Source organism: Aridibaculum aurantiacum, assembly GCF_017355875.1.
GTDB classification, from domain to species: domain Bacteria; phylum Bacteroidota; class Bacteroidia; order Chitinophagales; family Chitinophagaceae; genus Segetibacter; species Segetibacter aurantiacus.
The window spans coordinates 239,432-253,999 of sequence record NZ_JAFEWC010000003.1 but is presented as its reverse complement, the minus strand read 5'-3'; the positions used below and the strand labels follow the sequence as shown (position 1 = coordinate 253,999).

Annotated in this window: 9 protein-coding genes; 4 read left to right on the top strand and 5 right to left on the bottom strand. The window is 43.4% G+C overall.

The features are described 5' to 3' along the window. Window positions 1-5 precede the first annotated feature (5 nt). Together J4N22_RS14845 and uxuA are read left to right on the top strand one after the other, a co-directional pair. Window positions 6-839 (top strand): SDR family oxidoreductase, encoded by an 834-nt coding sequence (locus tag J4N22_RS14845; RefSeq protein ID WP_207495832.1) that lies wholly within the window; start codon window positions 6-8, stop codon window positions 837-839. A gap of 100 nt (window positions 840-939) precedes the next feature. Then, window positions 940-2,118 carry a mannonate dehydratase gene (gene uxuA / locus J4N22_RS14840; protein ID WP_207495831.1) on the top strand — a complete coding sequence of 393 codons (1,179 nt, stop codon included), beginning with the start codon at window positions 940-942 and terminating at the stop codon, window positions 2,116-2,118. Between the two features lie 131 nt (window positions 2,119-2,249). On the opposite strand, the gene J4N22_RS14835 is transcribed toward uxuA, so the two are convergent. Both J4N22_RS14835 and J4N22_RS14830 read right to left on the bottom strand, forming a co-directional pair. Then, on the bottom strand, window positions 2,250-4,601 hold the full coding sequence (locus tag J4N22_RS14835; protein WP_207495827.1) for a beta-galactosidase: 2,352 nt from the start codon (window positions 4,599-4,601) through the stop codon (window positions 2,250-2,252). A 190-nt stretch (window positions 4,602-4,791) separates the two neighbouring features. After that, a complete protein-coding gene (locus J4N22_RS14830) occupies window positions 4,792-6,312 on the bottom strand; it encodes a catalase (RefSeq protein WP_207495826.1) in 1,521 nt (506 codons plus the stop codon). Window positions 6,313-6,416: 104 nt separating this feature from the next. On the opposite strand from J4N22_RS14830, the gene J4N22_RS14825 reads away from it, so the two are divergent. Next, the gene (locus J4N22_RS14825) at window positions 6,417-7,355 is read left to right on the top strand and encodes a hydrogen peroxide-inducible genes activator (protein WP_207495825.1); all 939 of its coding nucleotides are present in this window, start codon (window positions 6,417-6,419) and stop codon (window positions 7,353-7,355) included. A 43-nt stretch (window positions 7,356-7,398) separates the two neighbouring features. After that, window positions 7,399-8,394, top strand: a complete 996-nt coding sequence (gene mgrA / locus J4N22_RS14820) for an L-glyceraldehyde 3-phosphate reductase (protein ID WP_207495824.1) — start codon at window positions 7,399-7,401, stop codon at window positions 8,392-8,394. Window positions 8,395-8,460: 66 nt separating this feature from the next. Here the strand turns inward: mgrA and J4N22_RS14815 are convergent, their stop codons facing one another. The 3 genes from J4N22_RS14815 to J4N22_RS14805 are packed head-to-tail and all read right to left on the bottom strand — an operon-like array spanning window position 8,461 to window position 14,558. Beyond that, window positions 8,461-10,215, bottom strand: a complete 1,755-nt coding sequence (locus J4N22_RS14815) for a glycoside hydrolase family 9 protein (RefSeq protein WP_207495823.1) — start codon at window positions 10,213-10,215, stop codon at window positions 8,461-8,463. Between the two features lie 6 nt (window positions 10,216-10,221). Further along, entirely contained in the window at window positions 10,222-12,237 is a 2,016-nt protein-coding gene (locus tag J4N22_RS14810) for a retaining alpha-galactosidase (RefSeq protein ID WP_207495822.1), read from the bottom strand. A gap of 23 nt (window positions 12,238-12,260) precedes the next feature. After that, the gene (locus J4N22_RS14805) at window positions 12,261-14,558 is read right to left on the bottom strand and encodes a glycoside hydrolase family 95 protein (RefSeq protein WP_207495821.1); all 2,298 of its coding nucleotides are present in this window, start codon (window positions 14,556-14,558) and stop codon (window positions 12,261-12,263) included. Window positions 14,559-14,568: the final 10 nt, after the last annotated feature.

Here is a 14,568-nt window from a genome sequence, read left to right as displayed (position 1 = left end):
GCTTAATGGAACTTTCAAACAAGGTAGCCGTCATAACCGGCGGTGGAGGAATTTTATGTAGAACAATGGCATTGGCCCTTGCCGCTCAAGGTGCAAAGGTGGCTGTATTAGATTTAAGGGAAGAGAATGCTAAAAGTGTTGCAGATGAAATAAAGCAACAAGGCGGCACTGCCATTGGTATTGCCGCAAATGTATTAGACATAACCAGCTTGAAGCAAGCACATGAAGAGGTCATTTCAACATTAGGCCCTTGCGATATACTGATCAATGGTGCAGGTGGCAACCATCCAAAAGGAACAACATCCAAGAACTTCTTCGAGGAAGATGATCTTTCACTGGGTGAAGAAGTAAAAACATTTTTTGATCTTGACCCGGAAGGGATCAAGTTTGTATTCGACCTGAATTTTATCGGCACACTGCTACCTACGCAGGTATTTGCAAAAGATATGGTTGGCAGAGAAGGCGCAACCATCCTCAACATATCATCAATGAACGCCTTCAGGCCATTGACCAAGATACCGGCATACAGTGGAGCCAAGGCAGCGATATCAAACTTTACACAATGGTTGGCTGTGCATTTTTCGAAAGCCGGTATTCGTGTAAATGCTATGGCACCGGGCTTCTTCCTTACCGACCAAAACCGTAGCCTACTAACAACAGCAGACGGCAGCTTAACAGATAGAGGCAACACCATCATCTCCCACACACCCATGGGTCGCTTTGGTACACCTGAAGATCTAATCGGCACCTTGCTATGGCTTTGCGGCGATGGTTCCAAATTCGTGACAGGTGTAGTAATACCTATTGATGGTGGCTTTAGTGCTTTTAGCGGAGTGTAAGGAAGTCAAAAAAGCATTCACAATTGACTATTCACTTTTCACTATTCACCACTCACAACTCACAATTTACCATTCACTTTCAAAACTCATAATTCACAATATGCAATTCGAACAAACCATGCGCTGGTACGGGCCAAACGACCCGGTATCAATTTGGGATATAAGACAAGCAGGATGTACAGGTATTGTAACAGCCCTTCATCACATACCTAACGGGCAGGTATGGACGGTAGATGAAATTGAAAAAAGAAAAGCTCAAATAGAAGAAGTAGGAATGCGCTGGAGCGTAGTAGAAAGTGTTCCTGTACATGAAGCTATCAAAACACAAACAGGCGAGTACAAAACATACATCGAAAACTACAAGCAAAGCATTCGCAACCTGGCTAGCTGCGGCGTCAACATTGTTACGTACAACTTTATGCCGGTACTCGACTGGACACGCACCGACCTAAGCTATACAGTAGAAGACGGCTCAAAAGCCCTGCGATTTGAAAAGGCTGCTTTTATTGCTTTTGAAGTTTTGATGCTGAAGCGTAAGGGTGCAGAAAGTGAATATGCTGCAGAAGAACTAGAAAGAGCAAGAGCACGTTTTGAAAGTATGAGCGATACAGAAAAACTGCAACTACAACGAAACATCATTGCAGGTCTTCCCGGCAGTGAAGAAAGCTTTACGCTAGAACAGTTTCAACAAGCACTGGATACTTATCAGGGAATTGATGCAGATAAACTTCGTTCGCATCTCATTTACTTCTTACAGCAGGTAGTACCCGTAGCCGAAGAAGTTGGCGTCAAGATGGTCATCCATCCTGATGATCCGCCCTACCCCATTTTAGGTTTGCCGCGTGTAGTAAGCACTGCTGAAGATGTACAGGCACTGATAGATGCTGTTCCATCATTAAGCAATGGCCTGTGCTTTTGTACCGGTTCATTCGGAGTAAGAGAAGACAATGATCTGCCGGGTATAGTGAGGCGTTTTGCTGATCGCATCAATTTCATTCACCTGCGCAGTACACGCAGAAATGAGTTTGGTGACTTTTATGAAGACAACCACCTGGAAGGTGATGTAGATATGTATGAAGTAGTGAAAGCGTTGGTAGAAACAATGCAGGATCGCAAGGTTTCTATTCCTATGCGCCCAGACCATGGACACCAGATGCTGGATGATCTGAAGAAGAAAACAAACCCTGGTTATTCAGGTATAGGCCGTCTGCGGGGCTTAGCTGAACTGCGTGGACTTGAATTAGGTATTAGCCGCAGTATCTCTGAAATGAAGCAGTAACCAAAATTACCCTAGTCTTCTAGACTACGGTAATATCATCTGATCTAGATAATGCGGTAGTCTTGAAGACTACCGTATTTTATTAAACTACCGTAGCCTTGAAGACTACGGTAATTTTTTTCAACCAGAGATCACATCTTAAAAGCATCCACCTTCAGGAAGATGCGGTAGTCTTTTATCATACCAGCACTGCTCTTATCAGAGCGCGGTAATACACGTATTCCTTTCACCTGTACTTCCTCGCCCAGGTCTATAACAATCTGGTGCGGGTGGGCAGGCTTGGCACCTACCGATTGTGTTTGCCAGAAAGTTGATTCCTGCTGGTCGTATACTTTATCTGCTGCACTGTTAGAGGCAGTTACTTCTTCACTATCCGCATACACCACCTTCCACTTTAGTGTTGAGAGTGGTGTACCGTCTAAACCAATCAATTCCAGTTCAGCAATAGAAGTGAGCGGATCTTTTGCCTGCTGCGCATTTAGTGCTTCCAGGCAGAAATACCTACCGGTTATTGTTTTGGAAAATTGTACATCTTTCCATCCAGTGCCTGCAGTAAAAGAACCGGAAGCAACCGGCACCTCACCACCCAGATCAAGGGTTTGGCCTTTAGCACGATGCAGTAATGACTCATCTGGATGTAGCGCATTCAGCACAGGCTGTGTTAATCCTGCTACAGTTGTTTCTTTAGGTGCATCCACCTCCATTATGACGATCTCGTTCTTTCCCTTTTTTAGCCATACACCCGGCACAAACAGCGTTTGCTGAGGTCCGATCTTCCAGAAGCGTCCAAGGTTGTTGCCATTAACCCATACCATGCCTTTACCCCATTTACTTACATCCAGGTAGGTATCACCTTTTTCTTTTAGCCTGAATGTACCGCGGTACCATCCGGGTCCGCTGTGGGATTTTTTCCTGAACTTAACGCTCTTTTGAAACTTATAGTCAACCGGCATATTGTAAACCTGCCAATCATTTAGCTCTTTGCTAAAGCTGGCGCTCCTGAGAATGACCTTATCTGTTATTCCTTTTGGATCTATGATAGCTTTTCCATAGTTAACCCTGCCCGTCGCCTCAACAAGTATATCAAGCTGACTTGTAGCATTCTTAGCAGGAATTTCAACTACACTATCCCATCTCCTCCTGTCAAGCTTGCCAACAGGTTCGCCATCTACAAACACCTTTGCCCAGTCGTGCACATCTTTAATTACCAGCTTACGCGGCGAAGTGGATGCAGGTAATGTAGTGCGGTATAAGATCCGTCCCCAGCCCTGGTCGAATAGCTCCATCGGCTTGATGTCAGCAGAAGCTTTTGCCGCGGGTAAATTGGTGAACAGCGGTGCTGTTTGTTTTAGTTCAAAAGCTGGTATTGCAATTACGGGCATAGCTGCTGGTATAGCACCAAGCGTTTCACCTTCCTGTAGATAATTCTTTAGCAGATCGCGGACAGCAAAAAATTTATCTGTTGTATTTCCTTGTTCGCCTATGGGTGCATTGTAATCGTATGAAGTGGCCATAGCAGAATACGGCGGCGCATTGGCTCCGCCCCATTGTCCAAACGAAGTACCACCATGTGCCATATATAAACTGAAAGAAATGTTGCGGTCCATCATGTCTTTGAGGCTGCCAATAAAGCTGGCAACGCTTCGTGTCTCATGCGGCTTTCCCCAATGATCGAACCATCCCGACCAATACTCGCTGCACATCAGCGCTTCATTAGGATACACGCGCTGCAGCTTTTCAAATTGCTCATCTATTTTAGAACCTGCACCAAAGTTTAGAGTAGTAGCTACGCCATCCAATTTATACTTGTCAAAGTTGGAAGACCAGTCACACCTGAACAGCTGCACCTTATCAAAACCTGATGCACGAACCGCATCGCGTATGGCTTCCATATATGGTTGCTCACTACCAAAAGAAGCGTATTCATTTTCCACCTGAACCATGATGATGTTGCCACCATTTTGGATTTGCAATGGCGCCAGTTGCTTGCCTGCTTCAGCCAGGAACTTCTTTGTCCTATCCATGAAGTATGCATCCTTCAGCGTACGCACCTGAATATCTTTTTTCTTTAGCAACCACCATGGCAGGCCACCCATGTCCCACTCTGCACATACATAAGGACCAGGACGCACAATGCAGTACATGCCATTCTTTTGCACCAGCCTTACAAACTCCGCCACATCATTATTACCTGTAAAATCAAATTCCCCCTCCCGCTGTTCGTGCAGGTTCCAAAACAGGTAGATACAGATCGTATTCATACCCATTGCCTTGCTTAGCTGAATGCGATGCTCCCAATACTCCTTGGGAATGCGCGGGTAATGCAGCTCTGCAGCGCGTATTACATAAGGTTTACCATTTAGTAGAAACTGTTTGTTCCCCGCTGTGAAAGTTCCGGGTTGTTGTGCAGTGCCGGTAATGGACGTCAGCAAAAGCAATGCTATGGTGCATAAACAGGTATAGAATGATCTGGTGTTCTTCATAATTGTGATGTCTGGCAACTTGTACAGTCGTTGAAGGTATTATTTGGGTTGCTATATTACTTAATGCATTTTAATTATTGCGCGAAACCTGCTTTACCTTGAAAAGCTTTTTCATTGAAAGTTGCAGGAACAAAAAACCCCGGCCAAAAAATGACCAGGGCCTGGGGGTGATTGCTTGCGACAATGTATTTTAAACCAATTCTGCCTGCTGCTTTGGCGCATGCTGCATAACGGCATTTATATCTATTCCAAAACCTTTGGCGATAGCCATTCCTAAAGACATATCAACACGGAACCAATGACACAGCTGGCGGTTAATGATGATATCTTTTTTCTCGCCACTGATACCGCTCATTGCATCTACGATGTTGGCTACCAGGTTGTGCCTTTCGTAGTCATTCATCACCTTATTGTACAACGCAGCCGGCTGGCTATAGTGGTCGTTATCGTTGGCACCATTACGGTCGAACCAACCTGCAACAGCACTGTCTAATTCAACAGCTGGTTCTGTATAGCTTTCGTCAACATATATATCATCGAAGCTGTTGGGGAAATAATTTGGTGTATCCTCTCCGTTGCCATTCACTGCCATCAGTCCATCGCGCTGGTGATTGGCCACCATGAAAGGACAACGATTCACCGGTATCTGCTCATAGTTACCACCAAGGCGATAACGCTGTGCATCTGTATAAGACAGGATGCGCCCTTGCAACATTTTATCAGGCGAATAACTTATTCCATCAATGACATGGGCTGGTGCAAATGCACTCTGCTCTACCTCTGCAAAATAGTTGCGTGGCACCTGGTTCAATTCAAGTATTCCTACATCGTGCAAAGGGAAATCGCCATGCGGCCACACTTTGGTAAGATCGAATGGGTTCCATGGAAATGCCTGCGCTTCTTCATCTGTCATCACCTGGATCTTCATTGCCCATTTAGGAAAATCCTTTTTATCTATCGCCTCTACCAAGTCACGCTGCGCAAAATCAGGGTCTTTACCTTTCATCTCTACCGCTTCTTCTGCAGTAAAATTTTTAATGCCTTGCAAGGTCTTAAAATGAAACTTCACCCATACCCTTTCATTGTTGGCGTTGATTAGGCTAAATGTATGCGAACCAAAACCATCCAAATGCCTGTAGCTATACGGTGTACCACGATCACTCATCAGGATCATTACCTGGTGAAGACTTTCAGGGTTCAGGCTCCAGAAGTCCCACATCATGGTAGCGCTCTTGCAGTTGGTTCTTGGATCTCTCTTTTGTGTATGAATAAAATCAGGGAACTTCTTTGGATCCTTGATGAAGAAGACCGGTGTGTTGTTGCCAACCAGATCCCAGTTGCCATCTTCTGTATAAAACTTGATTGCAAATCCACGCGGATCACGCTCTGTATCTGCACTGCCCTTTTCGCCACCTACAGTAGAGAAGCGAAGAAATAGCTTTGTCTGCTTGCCTATTTCGCTGAATAATTTTGCTTTTGTGTAACGCGTGATATCGTGCGTTACTGTAAAAGTTCCGAATGCTCCTGTACCTTTTGCGTGCACCACTCTTTCTGGTATACGCTCCCTGTTAAAGTGGGCAAGCTTTTCGTGAAGAATAAAATCCTCCAGTAAAAGCGGTCCTCTTGCTCCAACACTTTTGCTGTTCTCATTTTCTACATAAGGCTTACCCGATGCTGTAGTTAGTCTGCGTGATCTGTTTTGGTCTGTCATTGTATTCTTGTTGGGGTTATTTAATTATCTACTGCAAAAATGAATGAAGCAAGCACATAAAGCAAACTGATATTTCTTATATCTTCATCGATATTATCTATGAGATGAACTTACAACAATTGGAATATATAGTAGCAGTAGACCAGCACCGGCACTTCCAGCTGGCTGCACAGCACTGCTATATAACCCAGGCCACCTTAAGCATGATGATAAAGAAACTTGAAGAGGAACTGGAGATAAAGATCTTCGACAGGAGCAAGCAACCGGTAGTACCCACAGAGGTGGGAAAGCAGGTAATAGAGCAGGCAAAGGTTGTACTGCAACAAACAAAACGGCTGATAGAAATAGTAAAAGAAGAACAGGGAGAAGTTAAAGGAGAACTGTCACTCGGCATCATACCCACTTTAGCACCTTACCTGTTGCCCAGGTTTATGAGATCTTTTTTAAAGAAGTACCCACAGGTAAAGTTGAAGATAAGCGAGCTGAATACAGGTGAGATCATTCAAAAACTGGAGAACCAACATTTAGATGCAGGCATACTTGCTACACCTTTACAACGATCTACACTTATTGAACAACCACTGTTTTACGAACAGTTCTTTGCTTATGCATCATCCGATGAGAAGCTGCTCCAAAAGAAGTACCTGTTACCAAAAGATATAGATGTAAACAGGTTGTGGTTGTTAGAAGAGGGCCATTGCCTGCGATCACAAGTAGTGAACCTGTGCGAGCTAAAGAAGAAAGAACAGGAACTAAACCAACTGGAGCTGGAAACAGGAAGTATAGAAATGCTGAAGAAACTTGTGGAAGCGAACCAGGGCGTAACCATTTTGCCCGAACTGGCCATGCAGGAACTGAACGCAAGACAAAAGAATAATGTGCGCCTTTTTAAACAACCTGCACCTGTACGGGAGATAAGTCTTGTTATCTACAGGCACTACATCAAGAAGACTTTGATAGATGCACTGAAAGAAGAGATACTACACAACATTCCTGCTGATATGAAGGATAAAAAGAAGAAGGACATCGTAGATATACAATAGTGATTTAGATTACACATTCATTTACTACCAGAAAATATACAAGATGAATTACCAGGCTGACATCAACAGGTACAATAGTATGCAGTATAGAAGAAGTGGCAGGAGCGGCTTAATGTTACCTGCAATATCATTAGGCTTATGGCACAACTTCGGTGAAGTGGATGCCATCAACAACTGTAAGCAGATAATGCATACTGCTTTTGATAGTGGCATAACACATTTTGATCTTGCCAATAATTATGGACCGCCTCCTGGCACTGCAGAAGAAACATTTGGAAAAATATTCAAAGATGATTTCAGGCCCAACCGCGATGAGTTAATCATTTCAACAAAGGCTGGTTATAAGATGTGGGATGGCCCCTATGGTGACTGGGGAAGTAAGAAGTACCTGGTAGCGAGCCTTGACCAAAGCCTGAAGCGAATGGGACTGGACTATGTTGATATATTCTATCATCATCGGCCTGATCCTAATACGCCTATTGAAGAAACTATGTCTGCACTTGACCTTATTGTAAGGCAGGGCAAAGCGCTATATGTTGGCATTTCCAGTTATGATACCAAACAAACAGCTGAAGCATTAAAAGTATTGAGGCATCTCGGTACGCCTTGTGTCATTCACCAGCCTAAGTATTCGATGTTTGTTAGAAATGTAGAAGAAGGCCTGCTCGACCTGCTGGGTAATGAAGGTGTAGGTTGTATTGCATTTTCTTCCCTCGCACAAGGTCTTCTTACCGATAAATATTTGAACGGTATTCCTGCTGCTTCACGTGCTGGCAGAATGTTACCCAATGGTGCCATTACAGGAGATGCTATTACAGAAGAAGTATTAGGTAAAGTAAGGCAGCTGAATGAAGTGGCACGTCAACGCGGACAAACACTTGCGCAGATGGCACTTGCATGGGTGCTTAAAGATGAAAGAGTAACTTCATTAATACTAGGAGCCAGCAAAGCCGAACAGGTGACAGATGCGCTGCAGGCACTGAATAATCTTCATTTTGAAAAAGAGGAACTGCAGCAAATAGATGAGATACTGAAGTAACAACATAATAGATGAGCAGGCTGTATATCTATTGGAAAAAGCCTGCTCATCTGCATTTATACACCTCTACCGCAGCTCCTTCTGCAACGCTTCTAAAGCATGTGCTAAATAAACAAAAGGCGCGTTCCAGTTGATGGCTATTTCGTTGGTTGCATAAGAACATTCAATATCAGCATAAGCAGTTTCAGGCTCAGAAAATTCATATTTACAATCATCTTGCTTTCCCGGGTTAGGTCCACCTGCCAGCAAGCCCGGCACTGGCTCTATAATACCATCTGCAGCCGACGGACGGTGGTGCGGGTTCATGGTAGACTTGCTGCCATAGCCAGTAAGGAAGGAAAAGCCAGTTGCATTTCTTCCCAACAAATAATCAAGATTGGATACTGCATGCTTAAGATACTTAGGATCTTTTGTGTGCAGGTAAGCATTGATCAAAAGAATTCCCTGGTTGGCTGCACCTGAGTTACTGCCCCAGTTAAACTCTCTGCGGCTGCCGCCCATCACCGTTTGAAAAGCATTTTCAGAAGCATTGGCAACATATTTATCAGCCAACTGCTTTAGCTGCTGTTTTAAAGGCTGAACAACTACTTTCGCATAGCTTGGTAAAGAAGCAGCAAAACGAAGCATGGTATAGTGCCCCAGCATTTCTACATTAGGCCAGCCCGGCAGCGATACTGAATCAGCTTTATGTTTTACATAAGCATCAAAATATGTTTTGTTTTTTGTGGTGATAAATAACTCAGCAGCAGCCCAAGTAAATTCATCTGTAAACCTCCTGTCTCCATAGCCACCTGTAGTTATCTCAGGCTTCATGGTCTTGTTAAACTCGTTCTGCTCATATTGCACATTCGGATTTTTCAATGCCCATTGCCATGCTTTGATAGAAGCTTGTAAACAACTATCCGCTAAGCCTGGCAGTTGTTTATTATACTTACGCAACACCCTTGCAGCCTGTGCGGTCACTGCTGCAAAATCAAGTGCAGCTCCTGTACCCTTTTGCACTACATAACGCGGTGCTTTGGTTACACCCGGCATCACCATTCCATCAAAAGCTGCATTGGTACATTTATGATATACGCCACCATCATTAGGATCCTGCATGGTCAGCATCCAGCGCAGGTTGTATACCAGTTCATCCAACAGATCGGGAACAGCATTCTTAGATTCCGGAATGTTTGCTACCAGGTTGTCAAAGTATTTTGGAAAGTCCTCGTATGCTGAGAACATAGTACCCATTGTAATGCCTGAGTTCACAATGTACTTATTGTAATCACCTGCATCGTACCAACCACCCGGCGATGAGATGATAGTGCCTGCAGGACGTTCTTTAGAAGCTGCAGAAGGGTGCACATACACCACATCATCAGGGTGACCAGCAGAGCGGTGCCACTTGGCTGCATACTGCTCTTCAAGCGGCATAGACACACGCTGGTAATAAAATCCTTTTAAGCCAGCAATGGCTGCACTACGATGTACATTATTAGCTATTTGAAAAACATAAGAATGTCCAACACTTGGTACCAACACCACATAGCTTCCTTGTTTCTGAAAAGATGAAAAATCTGCAATGCGGGTGGTGGTAGAAGAATTTTTGGATTGCATTTCCTGGCCAAGCTTACCAGTGAATAATGTATCGGTAAGATTGGTGGTGGTAATGTAGAAACTACCAGCTGGGGTACTTCCTGTTACAATAGCTACTTTACTGGCAGCAGGATAAAACCCTACCTGGTTTAGCTTGATCCTATCTGTTACTTGTTGTGCTTGCACCTCTCCTGCAGTAAGTGCAGCAATAACCATCACACTTGTTATACATCTTCTCATAATTTCTTAATTGATCTTTTGAAAAATTGCGGCCCATCCACCACCAGCCATTAGCTTAGGCTGTAGCTTATCTTTTTTTGAAACCCTGAGTACTTCACGTTTATAATCTGTGGCATCACGATCAGCGTTTATACCATCTTTAAATATCTCTGCTTCGTACACGCCATCATCTAAGAAAGAAAGATCTATGGTAAGATCACGCTCATTCCAATTGGTCATAGCACCTACATACCATGTACTACCCTTTCTTCTTGCTATAGAAATATAGTCACCTAGTTTACCATCAAGAGCAACTGTTTCATCAAATACAGTAGGTATAGCAGAAATAAATTTTGTGCTTTCCTGCTCCTTCATATAAGCCGTTGGATTATCTGATAACATGCCGAGTGGTGCTTCAAAAACGATATACATAGCAAGCTGATGGGATCTCGTTCCCTGACTCATGGGCATAGAATGAATAGCACGAAAATTTGCTTTGGTGGCATTGCGCATTGCGCCGGGCGTATAATCAACTGCGCCAGCCATCATTCGAATAAATGGAAGGGTTACATCGTATCGGGGAACATCATCACTTGGTGCCCACTTGGCATTTTCCAAACCTCTTACTCCTTCAAAGCCTATAACGTTAGGATACGTTCTTTGCAAGCCTGTGGGCTTGTATATCCCATGAAGATCAACCAGCAGTTTATATGCTGCTGCCTTACGTGCTATTTCATAAGTAGAAGCTACCATCTTCTGGTCGTCGCGGTCCAGGAAGTCTATCTTGAAACCTTTCACGCCCATATTAGCATACTTCGAGAATACCTCATCTAACCTTCCATTCAAAGCATACCATGTTGCCCAAAGAATTACATCAACGTTCTTCTGCTTCCCGTAATCAATGATCTCCTGCAGGTTGATACGTGGAGAGATTTTCCCAATGTCAGTACTCTCACTCCAACCTTCATCCATCACTATGTACTCAATATTATTAGCCGCAGCAAAATCTATGTAGTATTTATAAGTTGGTGTATTTATTCCAGCCCTGAAATCAACATGCGAAATATTCCAATCGTTCCACCAATCCCAGGCTACTTTTCCCGGCCGTATCCATGATATATCATCAAGTCGTGAAGGAGATGCAAGCTTATAAACCATATCATTATTTGCAAGCTCTTTATCGCTGCTGCTTATAACGATCGCTCTCCAGGGGAAGCTCCTTGTACCACTTGTTCTTGCAATATAGTTCGCCCTGCTCGTCACAATAAAGTTCATATTATTGAAGCCTCCTGCTTGTTCAGATGCAGGGTAAGGAGCATGAACAGCTTTAAAGCTATTTACCTGTTTATCGTTCAAGGCCACATACATGCCTGGGTAATCTTCAAGGTCTGCTTCTAACATTACAGCCTTCTTACCATCACGTAATCCAACAAGCATTGGCAACATGCCAAGTGAGTCTTTTAAAAATGCAGAAATCAGATTCTCATTGTACAGGTTTTCAAAGGATGTTTGAAATTGATCACCTGCATGACGCGGTTCTCTTACGTAAGAAACAAAGGTTTGATAGTCGCTGTCAAATTTCAGGTCGCACTGTTCTGCTTGTATAGTTAGACTATCTTTTTTACCAGAAATAAAACGATATGCTGCACCATCATTATATGCCCTGAACACGATGCTATAGTCTCCCTTGAAGTTTAAAATAAGCTGGTTGTAATGATCAATAACTGTAGCTTTTTTGTAAACAGGCGGATTGATTTTTGAATTTACTGTTGTGCTTTTTGCACTCTTTAAAACTGTATTTTTTCCTAGTACACCCGTTGTTGTAACAAGGCTGATAGCAGATGGAGATAACACCTTTGTATTTTCATGATCAATAGCCCATGTAACATCGGCACCTGCATTTACCTGCACCTTAATCTTATTATCCGGTGAGGTAAGTTGATAGACTTTTGCTCGTTGCGCTATGGAAGCAGCCGTTACCAATACCGTAACGCACACCAGTATAACATACTTTGTATAGGATCTTAATATTTGAAAAACCATTCTTTTATATTTTTATCTAAGACTTACATCAATTGTTTCACTTGATATTTCCTTCCTTTTTTTGTATTCAAGTTTATCAACTTATTACCGTACCTGATCTTACACTTGTTACCTAGTTTAGATAGTACAGTCACCTGCGTTAGTTTCCCCTCATTCCAGTTCATATTTATTTCAAAACCTCCACGGGCAACCAGCCCTTTTACATGACCTGTAGGCCATGCTGCAGGCAATGCCGGCAATAGTTCTATCTCTCCTGCATGACTTTGTATTAACATCTCGGTTATACCTGCTGTAGCACCAAAATTTCCATCAATTTGAAAGGGAGGATGGTTATCAAATAAATTAGGAAGGGTGGATTTTTGAAGCAAGGCCACCAGGTTCTCATAGGCAGCATTACCATCGTGTAAGCGTGCAAAAAAGTTGATGATCCATGCGCGGCTCCAGCCTGTATGACCGCCTCCATTTGTTAGGCGGTAATCAATTGTTTTACGCGCAGCTGCAAGAAGTGCAGGCGTTTCTCTTGTTATTTCTCTTCCGGGGTGCAAACCAAATAAATGCGATATATGCCGGTGACCAGGTTCTGCTTCTTCAAACTCTTCTGTCCACTCCATAATGCGGCCATCACTGCCAATCTTTGTTGGTGCCAGTTGTCTTAGTATCTTCTTTAATTGAAGCCTGAATGATTCATCCTTTTGTAAGATGGTGGATGCCGCTATCGTGTTTGTAAATAGATCACGTATGATCATGTGATCCATGGTTGGACCCATGACCATGGTTGCTACTTCACCTGTTTTTGTTTTAAAAGTATTTTCAGGAGAGATAGATGGACCTGATACCAACGCATTAGTAGTAGGATTTTTTACCAGCCATTCCATGCAAAACTGTGCAGCTTCTTTCAAGGTAGGATAAGCATTTGCTGCCAGGTATTTTTTGTCTTCGCTGAACAAATAATGCTCCCATAAATGCTGTGCACTCCATGCTAAACCCATTGGCCACATTGCCCATTGTGTCTTACCATACGTTTCTGTAAAATGCCATGCATCGGTAGTAAAATGAGCCATAGCTCCACCCACACCATACATGTTTCTTGCTGTCTTCTTACCATCTTTAATCAAAGCATTGATGAACTGGAGGAAAGGATCATGCATCTCTGGCAGGTTGGTGATCTCGCTCAGCCAGTAGTTCATCTGTATGTTGATGTTGATGTGGTAATCTGCACTCCAAGGCGGGTACAAACCATCCGCCCAGATACCCTGCAGGTTGGCAGGCAATCCACCAGGTCGCGAACTACTGATGAGCAAATACCTGCCAAACTGGTAATACAAAGCAAGCAGTTGCGCATCCATTTTGCCAGCCTGCACTGCTGCCAGTCTTTCATCAGTTGGAAGATCGACTGCCTTTGCACCAAGATGTATATCAACACGCTTAAAATACTTTTGATAATCAGAAATGTGCGCTTGCTTGATAGTTGCAAAATCCTTTTTTACAGCAAGATTCATTTCTCGTGCAGATATAGTTTCAGGGTCTTCCCCGCGATAATCAGTAGCAGCAGTAAGCACTACCGTTACGGCATCAGCATTATCTACTTTTAGACTGTTACCCACTACGCTTACTGTTCCACCTTCTGTAATTACTTTTACACGTGTAGCCATACGCACACCTACACCATCACCCACATGCTCTGTCATCAGCATATCGTTGTCAATAGCTTTAATGCTGGCTTTGTTTCCTGGCCGGCTTAGATGTAATGTGAAATTGATTGATGCTTTCTTACTCGCAGTAAGTCGCATATACAGTGCATTGGCTGGTGCACTTGAAAACACTTCCCGATCATAATTAATACCACCACTAGTAAAACTGATTTTTGCAATAGCAGAATCAATATCCAGTTCCCGTCGGTAGTTAGTAATGTTGGTTGCCGGGAGATTGAATTCAAAATTGAGATCTCCTAACGTTTGGTAAGTGCTGCCCACCTTTTTGTCGCCCATCATCTTTTCCTGCGCCAGTTGTTGCGCCTCAATATATTTTCCGGCAAATAACAACCTTCTTACTTCAGGCAGTGCAGCCTTTGATTGCGGGTTTACAAAGTCAACATCTTTTCCTGTCCATACCGTTTCTTCATTTAATTGAAGTCGCTCGTTTGCAACACCACCAAAGACCATTGCACCTAACCTGCCATTTCCAACAGGCAGCGCTTCATTCCAATTGGCTGCGGGCTTATTGTACCAAAGCTTCAGATCATGATTTGATTGGGCATTGAGTGTTGCCGTTGTAAGAAACAAACAACAAAAGGCGATCAATATGTACTGCAGCTTTATCATGTACAAAAGA

Excerpts from the sequence above, each read along its gene's own strand:
- mgrA (WP_207495824.1), top strand. The coding sequence starts at position 7,399 with ATGAATTACCAGGCTGACATCAACAGGTACAATAGTATGCAGTATAGA.
- J4N22_RS14830 (WP_207495826.1), bottom strand. The coding sequence starts at position 6,312 with ATGACAGACCAAAACAGATCACGCAGACTAACTACAGCATCGGGTAAG.
- J4N22_RS14835 (WP_207495827.1), bottom strand. The coding sequence starts at position 4,601 with ATGAAGAACACCAGATCATTCTATACCTGTTTATGCACCATAGCATTG.
- uxuA (WP_207495831.1), top strand. The coding sequence starts at position 940 with ATGCAATTCGAACAAACCATGCGCTGGTACGGGCCAAACGACCCGGTA.
- J4N22_RS14805 (WP_207495821.1), bottom strand. The coding sequence starts at position 14,558 with ATGATAAAGCTGCAGTACATATTGATCGCCTTTTGTTGTTTGTTTCTT.
- J4N22_RS14825 (WP_207495825.1), top strand. The coding sequence starts at position 6,417 with ATGAACTTACAACAATTGGAATATATAGTAGCAGTAGACCAGCACCGG.
- J4N22_RS14815 (WP_207495823.1), bottom strand. The coding sequence starts at position 10,215 with ATGAGAAGATGTATAACAAGTGTGATGGTTATTGCTGCACTTACTGCA.
- J4N22_RS14810 (WP_207495822.1), bottom strand. The coding sequence starts at position 12,237 with ATGGTTTTTCAAATATTAAGATCCTATACAAAGTATGTTATACTGGTG.
- J4N22_RS14845 (WP_207495832.1), top strand. The coding sequence starts at position 6 with ATGGAACTTTCAAACAAGGTAGCCGTCATAACCGGCGGTGGAGGAATT.